Raw genomic sequence first — 19,918 nt, forward strand, 5'->3', positions numbered from 1 at the left:
TCTTTTGTCTTTTTCGGCCGCCCGGGCGGGTTTTACGCTATAGTTTTATTCGTAAAAATGTATTCGCCTAAAGCCGGTAAGGAGCTCCCGGGGGTCGCTCTTACAGGCTAAGACTCATTACATTTTACTCACAAAAGCTGCCGCTCCACCCCCTGGCGGAACAGCCACAAGAAACACGTGTAATTAATTGATTTTTAACAGTTTAACTCGTTTAGTTTTTGTAATTTTACATTGCTACAATCAGAAACCGACAAGTATAAATAAACAAGATATTGGGAACAATTAAATATTTAATATTAATTGTTGTTTTTTCAAGCCTTTCCGGGTAACCGGGAAGGCTTTTTATTATATTCACAAAAGTATTATAGCAGACAACAAAAACTTACATGAAAGAGTCTATCTAATTAATTAGTACTTCCTTTCAGCAGATTTAGCTTCGCTGATTCTAAAGAATTCTCCACTTCGCTATTGCTTCGATCGATATGACAGTAAAATCCCCTTCTACTCCTAATTAAAAAACATCTTATCCAGTGTAGATACGTTCTTGATACGGGTAAATTCCAAACCGCTTGGCTTATACATATCATTTATATCTACTTCATAAGCTTCCTCTATTTTATAGCGTACCATCTTCAAAGTGGAATTCACCATTTTATTGTCCTCAGAAAATATTTCCGGAGCAATAATAAACAATGAGGGCATCCATTTATTCGGGAACTTGGCTTTATAAACAGGATCCTGTTTAAATGATTTTACTTCCCTCTCAATCATACTGTAAAGAGCATGTGCATCTTCAACACCATTATTGGCCATATAACTTTTAACATTTGCTTCATCAAGAGTGATAACGGCAGTAGTAAACTTACGATGATCGTTGTGAACAATAGCCTGATGAAGCAATGGAGAGTTATATACTATACCTTCTTCTATTTCCTCAGGCGAGTATTTCTCACCATCTTCAGAGATTAAAAGTGCTTTTTCACGACCCGTTACAACAAGAAAGCCATCGGAATCTTTATATCCTAAATCGCCGGTATACAAGCTACCACCTTTAATAGTTTCGGATGTTGCTTCCTCATTTTCGTAATAACCTTTCATCACATTATCCCCGGTTATTACTATCTCACCCTTCTCTCCTGTTTTACATTCACTGCCATCTTCCTTCATTATACGACATGTAACCGTAGGCATAATTGCTCCGGAAGACCCCAATTTATGATTAAAAGGTGTGTTTGTTGAAATAACAGGTGTAGCTTCGGTAAGTCCGTAGCCCTGATAAACAGGAACGCCTATTGAATAGAAAAATTGTTGCTGTTTAATATCCAACAAAGCTCCACCCCCTACCATATACTTCAGGTTTCCTCCGAAAACATCTTTTAGCTTGGAAAAAATCAACTTTTTGGCAAGAAAATAAACCGGATAGTTTTTTAAATAGGTTACAAAACCGGCTTTTTTAAATCCATCTTTGTTAAGTATTATTCCGGCTTCCAGTCCGGCATTGAATAATGATTCTATAAATCCGCCTTTAGCAGTAATACCGTCGGTAATTTTCTTCATCAGATTACCGGATAAAGCCGGTACGGTAAGTAAAAAGTCAGGTTTTACCTCCTTAAGATTTATAGGAATATTTTTTATAGGATTCATTCCTCCTCCCCTGTTATCGAGAAAATACAGCGACATACCACTGAACAACGCTCCGTAAATCGCCACAGTATGAGCAAAACAGTGATCGATAGGCAGGATTATTAATGTTTTCAAACTTTCATCAGCCCTAAACATTTTCACCCCGTCGGCACTGTTTGATACATAGTTTTTATGTGTCAACATTATTCCCTTAGGGCTACCGGTTGTTCCGGAAGTATAAGAAACTGTTACAACATCTTCCTCATCAACACTCTCCTCTATCGATTTCATAGTCGAGTAAGTAGCATTATAGAGTGCTTCTCCTTCTTCAAGCAGTTTGTGATATGTTTTAACTCTGTCTTCAGGAATATTTGCTTCAGTTATTTTCTTCTCAAGAAAATCAGCATCATCATCCAAATACACAAGATAAAACTCTTTATTCTCAATCTGTTCCCAAATATTTAACACCTTATCAAGGTAGTTTTTAGAAACAAAAATACCTTTTGAATTAGAGTGGTTCAGTCTGAAAGGCAGTTCTTCCTGTAACAATTTTACTGACAAAGGCACGGAAGCAGCTCCATTATAGATTACTGCAAACTCAGAAATCACCCAGCGCGATGACCCTTCGGAAAGAATGGCAAAATTATCACCTTTTTCTAAGCCCAAACTGTGTAAAGATGCTGAAAGATTCTTTGCCCTTTCATTAACCTGCCTATATGAACTTGGCTCCCAACCATTATCTGTTTTATCAAGCATATAGGCTTTATCACGGTATAAATTAGCTGCATCGTATAGTCTGCTTAGAATTGTACTCATATGTTTTGTTTATTTATTACAATCGACAAAGATAATTTATTTTCTCCTAAAGAATAATAAACACAACTAAACAGTAGTCTATTTTACAAAAAAAAATCACTCCCCGACAAAAATCACAGTTGTGATAATTGATGGGAGAGTGACTCAGATTTTATTCTATTCATCAGAAAATCCGTAGACAGCTAATGAACAATTACTTAGTTAAACTGTTGCTTCCAGTAAACCATTTGTTTTTCTAACTGCTTCGGCAGAAGATTTCATTTTTTCAATTTCAGCCTCAGAAAGGTCTATTTCTAATATCTGCTCAATTCCGTTTTTACCGATAACAGCAGGAACACCAATACAAATATCGTTTAAGCCATATTCTCCTTCCAGAAGACAAGAACATGGGAACATTTTTTTAGAATCCAGAGCTATAGCTTTAACCATTTCAGATACAGCTGCACCAGGAGCATACCATGCACTTGTTCCTAATAATTTAGTAAGTGTAGCACCTCCAACTTTTGTAGCCTCTACAACTTCCTTTTGTTTTTCAACTGAGATAAATTCCGATACAGGAACACTGTTACGGCTAGCTTTCTCAATCAACGGCACCATACCTGTATCACTGTGACCACCAATTACCATTGCTCCAATTTCTGATGTTGGGCAATCCATAGCTTCAGCTAAACGATATTTAAAACGTGCACTGTCAAGAGCTCCTCCCATACCTATTACACGGTTTTTTGGAAGACCTAAAGATTTTGCTGCAAGATATGTCATTGTATCCATAGGATTACTAACAACAATAAGAATTACATCAGGAGAATGCTTGATTATATTTTCTGCTACAGTTTTAACAATTCCTGCGTTAGTCCCAATAAGCTCCTCACGAGTCATACCGGGTTTACGTGGAATACCACTTGTAATAACAGCTACATCGCTTCCGGCAGTTTTTGAATAATCTCCGGTAGTACCTGTAATAGTAGAGTCAAAGCCATTTAATGAAGACGTTTGCATTAAATCCATTGCCTTACCTTCAGCAAAACCTTCTTTGATATCAACCAATACTATTTCGTCTGCGAAATCCTTAATAGCTGTGTATTCAGCGCAACTTGCACCTACAGCACCTGCTCCTACAATTGTTACTTTCATTTGAATATAGTTTTATATTTATTTTGATTAGAATCATTTTTATAAACAAATCTTCATAAAAACAAATCATCTATTATTGAACACATATTATTAGAAGGTGGAAGTTCAAAATTAATCCTATAAATTCAAAAAAAAATCCAATGATTTATATCAGGGTTTTACAGATCTGTGAATATTTATTAACATAACATTTTAACGATTGAGTGAGAGAATGAGAGAATGAGAGAATGAGAGTGTGAGAGAATGAGAGAGAGTGTGTGAATATTATACTAAGCCATTATTGCATTAAAGTATTAGAACATTAAATAATTAGATCATAAAAACATTGGCTTCGACAGGCTCAGCCACCGAAATCAATAAATCATTTCAAAAAAAAAGACCCCCAATCCGGAGGCCTCTTCTATATATTAATTTAAATACTGATTAAGCATCAATATTAGCATATTTTGCATTTTTCTCGATAAATTCACGACGTGGCGGAACCTCATCACCCATCAGCATAGAGAATACTCTATCAGCTTCTGTAGCATTATCGATAGTTACCTGACGTAAAATTCTGTTATCAGGATCCATGGTAGTTTCCCAAAGTTGCTCTGCGTTCATCTCCCCAAGACCTTTGTAACGTTGTATACCAACTCCTTTATCGGTACCTCCTGACAATTCATAAACTAATTTATCACGCTGCTCATCATCCCAGGCATAAGCACTTTTCTGACCCTTCTTTACCTGATACAATGGAGGAGTAGCAATATATACATATCCTTTTTCGATCAGTTCTTTCATATAACGGAAGAAGAAAGTAAGAATAAGTGTTGCAATGTGGCTACCATCCACATCGGCATCGGTCATAATTACAACCTTGTGATATCTTAACTTTTCAAGGTTCAATGCTTTTGTATCTTCCTCGGTACCAACTGATACACCCAAAGCTGTATACATATTCTTTATCTCCTCGTTTTCGAAAACTTTGTGTTGCATAGCTTTCTCAACATTCAGAATCTTACCACGTAGTGGTAGAATAGCCTGGAAATTACGGTCACGACCTTGTTTTGCCGTACCACCCGCAGAATCTCCCTCTACAAGGAATACTTCTGTTTCAAATGGATCTCTCGAAGAACAATCGGCAAGTTTTCCGGGAAGTCCACCGCCTACCATAACAGTTTTTCGCTGAACCATTTCGCGGGCTTTACGTGCAGCCTGACGTGCACGGGCAGCTAAAATAACTTTCTGAACAATCATTTTAGCCTCATTTGGATTTTCTTCCAAATAATTAGTAAGCATTTCACCTACAGCCTTATCTACTGCTCCACTAACTTCTTTATTTCCAAGTTTAGTTTTGGTTTGACCTTCGAACAAAGGCTCCATAACCTTTACAGAAATAATAGCTGTTAACCCTTCACGGAAATCATCTCCCTGAACTTCTACTTTTTCCTTAGCCAACAATCCTGACTCATCGGCATATTTCTTAAGAGTACGTGTAAGAGCTCTACGGAAACCGGCAAGGTGAGTACCTCCTTCGTGAGTATTAATATTGTTTACATATGAGTGTAAGTTCTCTGTATATGAAGTGTTGTAGTGCATTGCAACTTCAACAGGAATATCATCTTTTTCACCGTCCATATAGATAACACTATCCATAAGCTTCTCACGGTTTGAATCGATAAATTCAACAAATTCTTCTAATCCTCTTTCTGATATAAAAGTCTCAGTTTCAGAATTCCCTTCTTCATCTTTTTCTCTTAAATCAGTTAACTTAATTGTAATTCCTTTATTCAGGTACGACAACTCACGCATACGAGCCTGAAGGATATCATAATGATACTCTTCTTCAGTAAAAATGCTCATGTCAGGTTTAAAGGTTACAATTGTACCTGTAACATCAGTTACCCCAACTTCTTTTACATCAGCCTGAGGAATACCTATTTTATAGTTTTGCTCATATATTTTTCCTTCCCTATGAACTTCAACCTTCAAATCGGTTGATAATGCGTTTACACACGATACCCCAACCCCGTGAAGACCACCGGAAACTTTATATGAATCTTTATCGAATTTACCTCCGGCATGAAGAACTGTCATAACAACTTCAAGAGCCGATTTCTTTTCTTTAGGGTGCATGGCCGTAGGTATACCACGTCCATTATCTTTTACTGTTATTGAGTTATCTTCATTGATTATAACATCAATAGTATCACAATGACCGGCCAGAGCCTCATCAATAGAGTTATCTACTACTTCATATACCAGGTGATGTAATCCTCTCTGTCCAACATCTCCAATATACATTGCAGGACGTTTTCTAACGGCTTCCAGACCTTCTAATACCTGAATATTCTCAGCTGAATAATCCTTATTATTTCCTTCTTGACTCATCTGTTTATTATATGCTTTATAAGTAAATAGAATACTCCTCCACTTTAACAAAATCCCTATGACGAAATTAATTTAACTATGGAGTGTACGTCTATATTACTTTTTGAGATTTTCTATATTCAAAACGAGCAAATATAACCATTATTATAAGAAATAATAACGCTATTTTGACACAATTATCATATAGTTTTTAACATTTTATCGAAAAATATAAAACACCCCTGAATGATTAATCTCATTCAGGGGTGTTTTATTTATATACTGCATCTAAACAGTGAAACAGTAAGGCAGTGAAACTGTGAACCGGCCTACTTCTTCCAGCTAAACTCTGTCAGAACTCCAAAGTGCTTTGAAGGAAACTTTATAGGGTGATGCTTTATAACCTGCGAGTCTTTCACCTGTAACTTACTCCCTTTATAATAGATATAATCAACTCTTCCCTGACGCTTATCTTTCGATTCGGTACAACAGGTATATCCGGGATATAATCTGCCTCCCTGATAAAGACTTCGGTATGAATCTACATAGTTATATTTATCTAATAAATTAGATACCGGATAATGATATTTACCTCCATCATAATCGGCAAACGACAATGAATTCAATTCACCGGAAAAAACAATAGAAGTACTCGACTTAGGCTTTATCATAACTCTGATTTGCTCAAGCATTTCCTTTAAGTCAACCCCTCTTTTCTTTGATTCTGCAACTCTGTATTCGTTTTTGGAATATCCACTTTCAAAGCTGCTCCAATCGGGGGTGTTTTCAAGCGAAATATTAAAGAAATAAACATATTGATTCTTAGAAATAGCAATTTCCACCCCTCCGCTTTTATCAGCTGTATAAAGTTTAACCGTTCTTTTTATAGGGAATTTACTTAAGATTGAAAGTTTTTCACTTATGGAATAAAAATAATAACCTAAACCATCTGCCAGATACTCTCCCGAACCATTGGTTTCCTGCAAGGCAATAATATCGGCTTTAGAGTCTTTTATCACTTCAAGTGTACGATCCAGACCTATGAGCTCTCCATGGCTCTTGCCGCCATCAGATATATTCCAGGTCAGGAATTTTATATTCTTATAAAAATATCCGTTAACTCCTTCTTCTCCACTGTATTTAGAGTTGTTTTGGTATAATTTAACTACCCTGCCATTGTGAACCTGATCTTTAAAAAGATGTGCCGATTTAATATATCCGTTAAACGAATATCTTTCATCATTGCCATTCCCTCCTAAATATAAATTTAGAAATCTTGACAGATCTCCTTTACCAACATTTACTATTCCAACATTTGTACCATCAAAATACAACCAAACCTGATTCTTAGTATAATCGTAAACAAGGCCAATTAAATGAAATTTTCCATCGTTAATAGCTTGTCTTTTTGCCGTGGCATTGTATTGTGAGACTACTTTATGATTTTGATAAAACTGCCAACTCCACGCTCCATTCTCACTGGCTCTGATCTCCCATCCATCATCTTCTGACGATTTTTTATTTGATAATATCACAGCCGATTGTTCTACATCCCTGGCTGCCTTTACCCATACAAATGCAGAAAATGAAGCACTAGGAGCTTCTAAATATGATAATTTAAACTTTATAGCTTCCCTGTTTCTTGCAGATTTTGAGAAATCTAATACCAAATTATTATTTTCAGAGGTAATATCATACTTGCGATACTGCTCCGATTTATTCCTGCCATCAAATCTTACGGACCAACTTGCTTCCTGAGAAAACATTTTGTAGGGCTGTAAAACAATTATTATCAATACTAAAATCAGTCTATTCATCTTCCACGGTTTAGAGCTCGCAAATATAAAATAATTTTGTAGTTAGAGGCCAATGTAAAAAAGAAACCGGGACAAAATTTTATTAGTCCCGGTTCCATAAATTATACTCATCCTACACTACCCATGACAACCTTTTTTTTTACCGCCAAAGTTTCGCAAAGTATTTTTGCGTTACGTTGCGCATACCTTAGCGTTACTTTGCGGTTATTTTTTTGTCATCAGCTCACCGTGTCCCGGCTAAGCCGTTGATTGAAGTGTTTCTCGAAAAACTTACCTCTACCTGTGTCAGTTACAAGCTTATTTTTGCACTAAGCATGAAATTCCTTCCAATATTATAAAATTCACTTTGAGAATCCATATTCTTATACGATCTGTTTAAATGCTCGTAATAATTAAGATTAAAAATATTTATTATGGAAGCATCTATTCTTAAGTGGCTATTAATTTCATAACCTCCAAACAGATCCATCACGCCAAAGCCCGGAGAAGCACTTTCCTTTACACTAACAGCCACTCTGTCCTGTTCTGCAACCAAACGCTGGTTTATCTTAGCGTACCACTTTTTATTTTCGTACATCAACGAAATATTTGCTTCCATTGGGGGTATTTCAGCTAAAGGCTCATCCAAATCTATATTCTGTGCATGAGTATAAAAACCTGAAGCATCAAATTTCAAATTTTTAAAGATTTCAAAACCAAAGTTTAACTCTAGTCCATATATTTTTGCCCGGTCAATATTAACAAATTTCTTTTTTCCGGGTATCCCTTCTTCAGGAATTGGCATAGAAACCAACTCGGAACTGATGTAATTCCCTACAACCGAGTAATATCCATTTACTCCCATCCACCATTTATCTCCATGGCGGTTAAGACTCAAATCTGCCTGGTTGTTTATTTCAGCATCCAACATTGGATTTCCGAAATACACAAAATTATCTCTACCCACCGGCAAAATATTCACATATCGCTTCTGAATACTTGCCGTTTGAACACCCCGACCTACAGATAATTTTGTATTCCAATTTTCTGAAAGCCTATAAATCCCGGAGATATTAGCTGAAAAATTAAGCTCATCCTCAGGGTGAATTCCTTCATTCCCTGCTTCAAATTTTGGATCTGGTTCTTTAGTATCGGATTGAACAAAATCGAATCTCATTCCGGTTTGAAGAGAGAAATCATTACCTGCATGTAAGTTATATTGAGCAAAAACACCGTAATCATTTACATATGAATCCTGCCATACCTGTTTTGTAGAAACAAATTCTCCGGTAGGCTTTACCTTCTCATTATCACCCTGATTAGCTATATTTTTCATATCTAAACCGACATAAAAAATATTATCATCATTTGAACCCAGCTCAAACTCAATTTTTCCACCATAAGCCTGCGAATATGTGGTTGATGTAGAAATCACCTTAGCAGCCGATGGTCTGACACTATTTGACATTACGTGCTCCACATCCGAATAAAATGCTTTAATCTTTATATTTTTAAGAAAACCTGTCTGAAACCTGTTGTCGTAATCAACAGTAGCTACTGTACCATTATCAATATCAGTATCCATCGGCAATCCCGGATGCATTATATCCCTTCCGAAAGACTGACGAAAATTTACTCTTATATGTTGATTTTCGTCAATGCTATATCCTCCTTTAAGAGAATAGTCGTTTGTTTGGAAAGAAGAAACAATCTCCTGACCGCTTCCGCTCTTATAGTTACCGAAACGTTTTATCCCTCCATCAGCCGTGAAATACCAGTTTTGTTGAACTACACCCGCTTTTAAGGATGAAAAATAGCTTCCGCCATTTGTCTCATAACCGCCTTCCAATGAGGCTCTGTATAATTTATCGGCGTCATAAACAGGTGCTTTAGTAACTAAGTTTACTACCCCACCAAGAGATGAACCATATCTAACAGAATAGGGTCCTTTTATTATCTCGATTTTTTCTACTTCTTCAGGAGTTATATGAGTTGTAACCGGATCCATTCGGTTTGGACATGCCGGAGCCACAGTTGTTCCTCCATCAAACTGAATGTTTAACTGTTCATATTTAAAGCCCCTGAACACAGGATCCATTGCGTAGCCTCCTTTTTTATCGATCCCAAATCCCGGAACACCTGAAAATAAACTTCCGGCATCGTGATTTTTCTTTTTTGAAATTTCATTATTTATTATACTCAACTGTAAAGGAGATTCCTTTTTTTCTTCAGTTAGTACTATTTCATCCAATACATTTACTTCTTGCGCATTAGTTGTCACTACAAAACACATTAGCACAAAAAATATAACATACCTCTTATAGTATTTTATATTTATATTCATTTTGTTTTTTTTGAATTAATTGAACCACTATCCATAAAAAAACATTCAACATATTTCACAATATTGAATAACTAAATATGGGTTAATGATAAATTACAAATGATTATTTAAGTGAAGTATTTTGGGGGTGGGGTCCGAAGTTCTGAATAGATATTATAATCGTGTTCCTGATAAATAAAATTATCTTTCAATTCAATATCAAAATCTTTTTCTTCGGAGTATAAAGCATAATCAAAAGCAAAATATTCCAAACTGAGTCTCTCACTTATTGTTGCTTCTTTCTCTTCCTGATCTTCGGCCAATGCACGTGTTTTCTTTATCAGATAACATTTACCATTACACCCCATCTCAGGATTATCTTTATTCTCGCACAATTCCTGACTTATATATTCATAATTAGTTATATACTCAAAAAAAGGTATACTCTGGAAACTTATTACCAGAAAATAACTTGTTAATATTATAAAACTAATTAATTTCGACATTCTAAAATTAAACTCTCATAGGTTATTTTAAGGAGATAAAGATATAATTATCTTTTATTAAAAAAACATAATATAAAAAAAACATGATTAAGCACATAGTACTGTTCAAATTTAAAGATACGAAAAAAGAAAATTTCATGAAGGAGATTAAGCAGGATTTGGAAAATCTTGTTAACACTATTGAAGAACTAAAGGAAATGGAAGTTGGATTAAACTTTCTGGAAGACAACAGCATGCCTGATTTAGTTCTGACTTCGACATTCGAAAACAGGGAAGGTTTGGAAGTGTACAGAACCCACCCCGAACACGTTAAAGTAGTTGAAAAAATTAAACCGATGGCTACTGACCGATCAGTTGTTGATTATGAAGTTTAAAATTAAATAAGGATATTGTCTAAATAGGGACAATATCCTTTTTTATCATTAGTCAAGCTCCTGTTTCTTAAAAACAACTGTTTTAGAATCAAATGTATTAGCTCCAAATATTCCTATAGCATCTCCTTCGATATTTGTAGGCGGATTACCAGGAATAATATCCTGTCCCATGCCCATAATTCTTGATAAAGTATAGAAATATTCATAGTTACTTTCGTCTACCCCCAACAGTTCTACTCTAACAGTACTATTGTCTTCCATTTCAACTCCATCAAACGGATATGATACAGACTCTCCTCCCAAAAACTTATCGTTCATAACATAGAATCCTTTTAATATATCATCGCCGATAAACAGTCTAAGCCTGTAAAAATTAACTTCGTCCGGCGAATCCCTGAAGTGACATATAATCCTGTATAACTCTTTTTCAGGTCTGCTAAACTCACTTGACATAATTTCGATAGAATCTATTTTAACTGCCGATGGTGAATTTGATACAGACTGTAGGATAGTGCTGCCATACCTAATATTCAATTTATAATTCTGGTTTGTTTCAACCTTCAAATTTTGATTACGATAATATCCTTTTTCCTCTTCATCTAATTTATATGAAATACCATTACCACTAACCACCTCCACTTCTGCACCTTCGAGTTTTTCAACCTCCCCGGTTGTATAAAAACTGTTCGATTTACTGAGCAATACATAATTCATTCCCTCAATATCTGTCAAATACCCTTCGACTACAATTACCGGTTCGGCATCGTTTAGATCAACGTCTATTACCTTCTCACAGGAAGAAAGTATTATGCTTAAATTGATTATTATAAAATAAATCTTCTTCATACCTTTTTTAAAATGAAAGGTTATAACTTATTGACGGCACAAATTTAAAAAGGGCCAGCTGCACTGCTTCTGTAGTTCCGGGATTCTCTTCGCTCTCCTGGAACGTTATTGTATATGCATTTTCTCTTCCGTAAACATTATAAATAGAAAAATTCCAGCTCGACTGAAAACGCTTTGCCAGCTTTTCTCTTTCTCCGCTCTCAGTGTTAACTTTATATTTATATTTTTTGTTTTTAATGGTCAAACCAATATCCATCCTGTGGTAATCAGGCATTCTATATCCGTTTCTTTCGGTATAATAAGGAGTTAACTGTCCTTCAACCCAATATTTTCCGCTTGGAAAAGTTACCGCATTGCCTGTAAAGTATACCCATGTTCCCGAAAGCACAACTCTGGGACTAAAACTGTAACTGGCAACTATTGAAAAGTCATGTATCCGGTCCTGCTTAGCCGAAAACCAGGTATTATTATCTATTTCTTCAAATAATTTCTCAGATCTTGACAAGGTATAACTAATCCATCCGGTAAGTTTTCCTGTTCGTTTTTTCAATAAAAACTCAATACCATAAGCCCTCCCATTTCCATACAATAATTCCGATTCTACAAATTCATTAAAAGTTGTTTGCGCTCCGGTACGATAGTCAATTATCCCTTCAATTTTTTTGTAATAAACCTCACTGGAAAACTCCCATGTATTGTCAATAAAGTTCCTAAAATACCCCAACGAAAACTGATCAGATTCAGCCGGTTTAATATTATTACTCGAAGGGAGCCAAATATCTGTTGGTGAAGATGTATTGGAGTTGGAAATCATATGCAAAAACTGATATGACCTGTTATAAGATCCCTTAAGGGAATGTTTTTCATCAAGGACATATGTAGCGGCAAATCGTGGAGCAAGCTTATTGTAACCGACTACTTTTTCCCATTTACCGTATTCTTTCATATTTACAGGGAAGCCGTCTTTATCCCATGAAATAATATTACCGGGACCTAATTGAGTGAAATTTGTAAATCGCAAACCATATGAAAAAATCAGCTTTGAAGTTAGTTTCTGTATATTTGATATATATACTGCACTTTCCACAGAATATTTATTATCGATAAAGAAATCGCTTACATTTTCTGAATTTGATTCCAAATCACCGGGCATAAAAGTATGATGAATTATATTCGCTCCAAATTTTAAGGTGTTACTGTCGTTTAAAAAATAATCGAATTCCTGTACAAAGTTCAGATCTCTGATTCGGGAAGATATTTCCAAATCAGCATCGCCACTAATTTCTATCTGATAATTATAATCACTGTAAATCAAGGATGTATTTGAGAATAATTTATTGGAATAAATATGATTCCACCTTAAAGTAGCTGTCGAATTCCCCCAGTCGAAACCAAACAGATCAGAATATCCGAGTACATCCCGGCCAAAATACCCTGATACGAAAACCCTGTCTTTGTCGGATATCCTATAGTTGGCCTTTAGATTTAAATCGTAAAAATATAATCTGGTATTTCGTTGTGATTCCTTATCAGAGAATTTTAGAAAAAAATCTGCATAAGTTCTGCGGGCCGAAGCAATAAAAGAGCCTTTTTCCTTAACTAAGGGCCCTTCAGCTGTAAATTTGGAAGAAATGAGACCTATTCCACCATCAAACTTGTATTCATTACTATTTCCGTCCTTCATTCTAACATCCATAACAGATGCCAGTCTTCCACCATATTCAGCGGGCATTGCACCTTTATACAACTTCACATCTTTTATGGCACTGGAATTAAATACCGAAAAGAAGCCCATCAGGTGTGAAGCATTGTACACAGGTGCTCCGTCGAGTAAAATTAAATTCTGGTCGGACGAACCTCCCCGTACATAAAACCCCGCATTACCATCGCCTGCGGGTTTTATTCCAGGAAGCAATTGCAGCGTTTTCATTATATCCTTTTCACCAAAAAGAACAGGAACTACCTCAATATCTCTAACCGAAAGTTTAGACACTCCAACATTTGTCGACATTATATTTTCATCCTGCCTTTCGGAACTGACTATTACTTCTGATAAAGTTCTGCTGTCTAATTCGAGATTCAAATTAAACTTTACATCTCTGTTAAGTTCGATTGTTTTAACAACAGTTTTATAACCCAAATAAGAAAACATAAAATTATATGTTCCCTCTTTCAGACTAATTGAATAAAAACCATAGCTGTTAGTTGACACACCCGATCGGGGCAATTCTTTAACAGAAATATTTACTCCTATTAAATCCTCTCCTGTAGATTTATCCCTAACAACACCATTTAAAGTATATGTATTGCTTTGAGCATTTAATGTCAACACATTAATGACTGTCAACACTATGATTAAAGAAACATATCGCATCTTTTATTATAAGGATTAGAGGAAATTGCTTAAATAACACCATAAAGATAGCTCAGTTTTTCCGTAATATCTATATTTTTAAACAAGTAACTTATTTCAGAAAAAAAATAAAAGGAAGCATAAAGCCTCCTTTCCATCAATACAATGAGATTTAAAGATGTTGTAGTTTTTCCTTGTATATCTCTTTGCAGGTACAATAATACAATGATTAGTATTATAATATAGTCTATCCTATATTGTTTATATCAATTCACATATAAATTATTTCTATTAATCAATAGAATACCAAATACACATCAAAATGCAATTGATATAAAGGCATACCCGACATGCAAAAAAAAGGGAGAACCTTTATTTTCTCCCTTTTTAAGCTATTCTAATAAATAATACTATTTACTTATTCAATTATCAACTTCTTAGTGAAATCGAATTTAAAACTAGTTATTCTTACTAGATAAAGTCCTTTATCCAGATTTACATTACCTGTAAATTTCAAACTTTCTTTATCTACCACTGTATTGTAAACCAATCTTCCGTTTATGTTATATATACTAAGAGAAATATCTTGTTCACTTTTAGGCAGGTTAATATTTAACACTCCGCCAACAACAGGATTTGGATAAATTGAGAATTCTGACAAAGACAATTCTCCGTTTGAAAGATTATTACCTTCCACTACTATAGAAATGGTTTCTGATGCTGAATCTGTTCCATCAGATACTGTTACTATAATATCACTGTGTGTTCCAACTACAACGGCAGCACTTATTTCAATACTTGCTTTTGTATTATCATTATTATCAACAACTAAAGTTACTCCAGCAGGCTCTCCTGATATTGAAAATATCAAATCATCACTATCGGCATCTGATGCTGAAATTGCAACTGATTTTGCTATTCCTTCTGTTGCAGTCTGATCTCCGATTGATCCTAGTACAGGAGTTTTGTTTGGCGCTGTAACTGTTATAATGATATCTTCCGAATCACTGTCTGTTCCATCACTTACTGTAACTGTTACAGCATAAGTTCCGGCAGCAACTGATGATGCTACTACTAAATCGGTTTCTGATATTGTGATACCTGTGATATCATCAGTTCCGTTTGTTGCAACTATTGAGAAAGTAAGCTGATCATTATCGGCATCAGTTGCAGAAAGTACTTTTGTATATTCTGTTCCGGCAACCACATCAGTAATATTTCCGATTATTCCTAATTCAGGTGCAGTATTTGTTGCGTTTGCATCTGTTACAGTAAAAAAGAAAGGACCAGCATTTGTCACACCGTCTGCCGCACTATAGGCTTTTCCATACCACTTATAACTACCAACTGCAAAAGCCTGACCTTCATTGTGATTTTGCCCGTCAGGAATACCTCGAACTACAAGAACCTCTTCTATTTTAACTCCATTTTCATCAATACTTTCTACATAAAGAGAATGAGTTTCAGTACTTGGTGCATCAAGGTACCAATCAAAGGCAACCACATCATCAGTTGTAAACTGAGATCCGTCGGCAGGAGAATATACAGGATTTACTATCTCGATATCAAAAGTATCTGTATCTGTTCCTCCTCTTCCGTCACTTACTTCAACTGTAACAGTATAAGTTCCTGCTACACTCTGATCTGAAACTGCAAGTTCGGCAACAGATGCATTGGGAATAGTAATAAAAGATTCCGCACCCGAAGTGATAGAGTAAGTTAATGCATCCCCGTTTTCATCGCTTGCCGTTAAGGCTATGGTTTTTGCTATTCCTACAGCAGCACTTTTATTGCCTGTTGCTGTAAATACAGGTGCTACATTTGCACTTGGATCAGTAACTGTAATAATAATATCCTCAGAATCATTATCTGTTCCATCGCTAACTGTAACTGTTACAGCGTAAGTTCCGGCAGTAGCATCAGTACCAACTACAAGATTTGTACCCGAAACCGAAATAAACGCAGGTAATGCACTTTCGTCAGTCATTGCTACAGAATAAGTCAAATCGTCACCATCAGCATCTGTTGCAGAAATATCAATTGATAAAGCTGTTCCTGCATTTATGGATTCTGTTGCCGCAATTGTACCAAATTCAGGAGCATTATTTGCTGGAGCATCACCAGAAATTGTTATCAAGGAAGTTTTATCACCATCATAACCTTTCAAATTAATATAATAATAGTCATACCCGGATGCCGACGGTTCCTGACCAAGCGGATTAACAAGTTTCAAATATATGTATCGCTTTGAATTATCTAACACATAATCATCATGTCGTGCCTTTAAATAATCCTTTAGAGCTGTATTCGCTTCAGTTTTTACTTCCACTTCAGTAGTCCCATTTGCTGCATTTGCTTTAGTTATTATATCTTCAGCGATAGTAGTTGCCCCTGCAGTAAATAATGCAATTTGTTCTTCATCAGTATAACCATGCCAATAGTAATTTGAATAATTAGCATCAATCCCTACCAAATCAACATCTTTACCGGTAGAAGTGTTACCATTTTTATTAACTATCACTGAAAATGCAAAATAAGAATTAGCCCAATCAACATCATCAAAATTAGCTAAATCATAAGACACTATCAATTGATAATGAGAGTCTTTTTCAAGTGAACCGATATAGTTACCTGATTTAACTCCTGCTACAGATAATACCTGACCTCCATATTTATTTGGTATTTCCTGCCCAAACGCACTTTGCGTTCCCAGAAACAAAAACATAAGCAAAAGTTTGCTAATAAAATTTTTGTTCAATTGTAAAAAATTTATCATAAATTAAGATTTAATAGTTAGTTAATATTCATTTGAATCAATTATGGTACTAATTAACATACTATTAACAGCCGATACAATGAACAAACTGGCACTAATATTTAACTATTTGCTACCTTTTATAAATTAGAATTCCAAAATATGATTTATTAGATTGTGTTCCGTAAGCTCCCCTAACTTCAGCTCTCATCCTATAATTACCTTAATGGTCTTTGCTTTTCCTTCTATAAACAATTCTGATTATTTGACTCCATAAAATTTTTCGAAGAGGAACAGGTGAATAATTTCAATTTGCAATCGACATGTAACATTATATCATAAATTATCTCTGTCAATCGAATCTTATTTCTATATTGATCCTCGGTAAAAGAATGCTGCATATAAATATCCGCCGGCATATTGAAAATCAAACTAAAATGAGAAGAACACCTGACGCTATGGCCATTGTATCGGCTATCATTCTAATTTTTATCGGGCTAACCTGGATAATTCCGGCAGGAGAATACGCAAGAATAGTAGACCCTAATACAGGAAGGACAGTAATTAACCCCGATACATTTACCTATGTAAAATCAAATCCCCAGTCTATTTTGGCATTTTTCACTGCTCCCCTAAAAGGTTTTATTAAATCGGCAGAGATAATCGGGTTTGTTTTTCTGGTTGGTGGTGCATTTGCAGTTTTCAGCAAAACCAGGGCAATGGATGCCTCATTACAAAGTCTTTTAAAATTTGCCGGCGATAATAAGCAGTACAAATCTTTAATACTTTTCCTTCTTGTTTTCTTATTTTCATTAGCAGGCTCTACATTTGGAATGTCGGAAGAAGTACTGGTTTTTATTCTAATTACGATTCCTCTTGCAAAATCGATGAATTACGATAACATTGTTGGTGTTGCCATACCATTTGTGGGAGCCGGTGCAGGCTTTGCGGGTGCATTTATAAACCCTTTCACCATACAAATTGCCCAGGGGATAGCAGAGGTTCCTCTGGCAAGTGGAATGAATTACAGAATATTAGTTTGGTTAGCTTATACAATAGTAACAGGTATTTTTATTGTCAGATATGCTGCCAAAATTGATAAAAGCCCGGAACTAAGTTTAATTTATAATATTAAGGGCGCTTCGGAAATTAAGTCGAACGAACATATTGACTATAACCTAAAACGAAAAATTTTGGTTTTCCTGTTTCTTATTACACTGGCTCTTCTTGTAATAGGTGTTAAAAACTGGGACTGGTACATCTCAGAAATAGCAGGATTATTTGTTGCTTTTGGTATTTTCTCAGCTATTATTTATCAGTTAAATATCAATGAAGCATTCGAAGCCTTTAAAGAAGGAGCTATACAGATGTTGCCTGCGGCATTAATTATTGCGCTATCACGAAGTATTCTGGTTGTTGCCGAAGACGGGCATATAATTGATACTATTCTACATTCTATTGCGAATGCATCAGAAGGACTGCCGGCATACATTTCTGTTCAATTAATGTTTTTTGTGCAGGGCTTTATAAACTTCTTTATACCATCGGGTTCGGGGCAGGCTGCTCTTACCATGCCTATTATGGCTCCACTTTCTGACGTATTGGGAATTACCAGACAAACAGCGGTACTAGCATATCAGTTCGGCGATGGCCTGTTCAACCTCATTATTCCAACCAGCGGTATTACTATGGGTGTATTGTCTATTGCAAATATCCCGTACAACCTCTGGATAAAATGGATATGGAAACTGATAGTTTTTCTGATGATAACTTCAATGGGCTTTTTAGCTCTGGCAACATTTATTAACTATAATTAATAACGGTAAATATTTTTTTTTACAAAAAGTAATAATAAACTAACAATATGACGAAACTATTGACTCTCGGTGTGATTGGGAAATCACTAAAAGAAAACGAAAAGCGGGTCCCTATTCATCCGGAACATTTAATGCGTATTCCTGAGAAATTACGAAAACAAATCACTTTTGAAGAAGGTTATGGCATGAGATTTGGCATAGATGACAATACTTTAGCCAGTCTTTCATCGGGCAGAGTAGCCTTCAGGGATGAGATTCTGAATGGTTTTGATTGTGTACTAATACCCAAGCCTTTGGCAACAGATTTGTCAGAGATACGAGAAGGTGCAGTAGTGTGGGGTTGGCCGCATTGTGTACAACAGAAAAAAATCACACAAATTTCAATCGATAGAAAATTAACCCTTATAGCCTGGGAAGAAATGTTTACATGGAGCCGGACAGGTGATAAAAGGATGCATACTTTCTATAAGAATAATGAATTGGCAGGTTATGCCGGAGTAAATCATGCACTGAGCCTTACCGGAATTAACGGATTTTATGGAAAAACCCTAAAAACAGTGGTAATCAGCTTTGGTTCGGTTAGCCGCGGGGCAATATACGCATTGCAAGGCCAAGGCTTTAAGGATATCACTGTCCTGACCGGTCGGCCATCAAATGAGGTAAAAGATCAAATACCGGGCATAACATTCAAACAAATGAAAAATGATGGATCAGGAAATATGCTTGTAATTGAATCTGACGGCAGTATGCGTCCACTTTCAGAAGTATTGACAGATGTGCAAATAATTGTTAACGGGGTTCTTCAGGATAGCGACAATCCAAAAATGTTTGTACCGGCAAGTGATGCAGATAAATTAACAAAAGGCACTCTTATTATTGACATAAGTTGTGATGAAGGAATGGGTTTTTGGTGTGCCAAACCTACATCTTTTGAAAACCCGATACTTGAAGTAGATGGCAAATATTATTATGCAGTAGATCATAGCCCAAGTTATTATTGGAATTCTGCTTCATGGGAAATTTCAAAAGCATTACTTCCGTTTTTACCTGAAGTTCTGGGGGGAGCAAATGCATGGGATAAAAATATTACAATTTCAAAGTCCATAGAAATCCGGGAAGGAGTAATTCAAAATCCAAAAATTCTTTCATTTCAAAATCGTGAAAAAGAATATCCACACAAATTTCGTTAATAGATTTTATTACAAGGAATTCACATGGTATAA

Annotated in this window: 12 protein-coding genes; 3 read left to right on the top strand and 9 right to left on the bottom strand. The window is 35.6% G+C overall.

The annotated features are described in order from the left end of the window. Positions 1–507: 507 nt before the first annotated feature. The 6 genes from ABFR62_06770 to ABFR62_06795 all read right to left on the bottom strand — a co-directional run bounded on the left by ABFR62_06770 (position 508) and on the right by ABFR62_06795 (position 10,550). Positions 508–2,439, bottom strand: a complete 1,932-nt coding sequence (locus tag ABFR62_06770; GenBank protein ID MEN8138117.1) for an AMP-binding protein — start codon at positions 2,437–2,439, stop codon at positions 508–510. Positions 2,440–2,640: 201 nt separating this feature from the next. Beyond that, entirely contained in the window at positions 2,641–3,573 is a 933-nt protein-coding gene (locus tag ABFR62_06775; GenBank protein ID MEN8138118.1) for a malate dehydrogenase, read from the bottom strand. A gap of 423 nt (positions 3,574–3,996) precedes the next feature. Next, complete coding sequence (gene gyrB, locus ABFR62_06780; protein MEN8138119.1) at positions 3,997–5,946, bottom strand: DNA topoisomerase (ATP-hydrolyzing) subunit B; 1,950 nt, start codon at positions 5,944–5,946, stop codon at positions 3,997–3,999. A gap of 308 nt (positions 5,947–6,254) precedes the next feature. After that, complete coding sequence (locus tag ABFR62_06785; protein ID MEN8138120.1) at positions 6,255–7,742, bottom strand: LamG-like jellyroll fold domain-containing protein; 1,488 nt, start codon at positions 7,740–7,742, stop codon at positions 6,255–6,257. 289 nt (positions 7,743–8,031) lie between these two features. Then, on the bottom strand, positions 8,032–10,065 hold the full coding sequence (locus ABFR62_06790; GenBank protein ID MEN8138121.1) for a TonB-dependent receptor: 2,034 nt from the start codon (positions 10,063–10,065) through the stop codon (positions 8,032–8,034). A 107-nt stretch (positions 10,066–10,172) separates the two neighbouring features. Next, a complete protein-coding gene (locus ABFR62_06795; protein ID MEN8138122.1) occupies positions 10,173–10,550 on the bottom strand; it encodes a hypothetical protein in 378 nt (125 codons plus the stop codon). A gap of 83 nt (positions 10,551–10,633) precedes the next feature. Here ABFR62_06795 and ABFR62_06800 point away from each other — a divergent pair, with 83 nt between their 5' ends. Further along, positions 10,634–10,924 carry a Dabb family protein gene (locus ABFR62_06800; GenBank protein ID MEN8138123.1) on the top strand — a complete coding sequence of 97 codons (291 nt, stop codon included), beginning with the start codon at positions 10,634–10,636 and terminating at the stop codon, positions 10,922–10,924. 48 nt (positions 10,925–10,972) lie between these two features. On the opposite strand, the gene ABFR62_06805 is transcribed toward ABFR62_06800, so the two are convergent. From ABFR62_06805 to ABFR62_06815, 3 genes are all read right to left on the bottom strand, one after another. Further along, a complete protein-coding gene (locus ABFR62_06805; GenBank protein ID MEN8138124.1) occupies positions 10,973–11,770 on the bottom strand; it encodes a DUF4249 domain-containing protein in 798 nt (265 codons plus the stop codon). Between the two features lie 7 nt (positions 11,771–11,777). Beyond that, positions 11,778–14,144, bottom strand: a complete 2,367-nt coding sequence (locus ABFR62_06810) for a TonB-dependent receptor (GenBank protein ID MEN8138125.1) — start codon at positions 14,142–14,144, stop codon at positions 11,778–11,780. 397 nt (positions 14,145–14,541) lie between these two features. Continuing rightward, positions 14,542–16,899, bottom strand: a complete 2,358-nt coding sequence (locus ABFR62_06815) for a putative Ig domain-containing protein (protein MEN8138126.1) — start codon at positions 16,897–16,899, stop codon at positions 14,542–14,544. A 416-nt stretch (positions 16,900–17,315) separates the two neighbouring features. Between ABFR62_06815 and ABFR62_06820 the strand changes: the two genes are divergently transcribed. Continuing rightward, complete coding sequence (locus ABFR62_06820) at positions 17,316–18,695, top strand: Na+/H+ antiporter NhaC family protein (GenBank protein MEN8138127.1); 1,380 nt, start codon at positions 17,316–17,318, stop codon at positions 18,693–18,695. Positions 18,696–18,742: 47 nt separating this feature from the next. Next, the gene (locus ABFR62_06825; protein MEN8138128.1) at positions 18,743–19,885 is read left to right on the top strand and encodes a N(5)-(carboxyethyl)ornithine synthase; all 1,143 of its coding nucleotides are present in this window, start codon (positions 18,743–18,745) and stop codon (positions 19,883–19,885) included. Positions 19,886–19,918: the final 33 nt, after the last annotated feature.

Source organism: Bacteroidota bacterium, from assembly GCA_039714315.1.
In the GTDB taxonomy this organism is placed as follows: domain Bacteria; phylum Bacteroidota; class Bacteroidia; order Flavobacteriales; family JADGDT01; genus JADGDT01.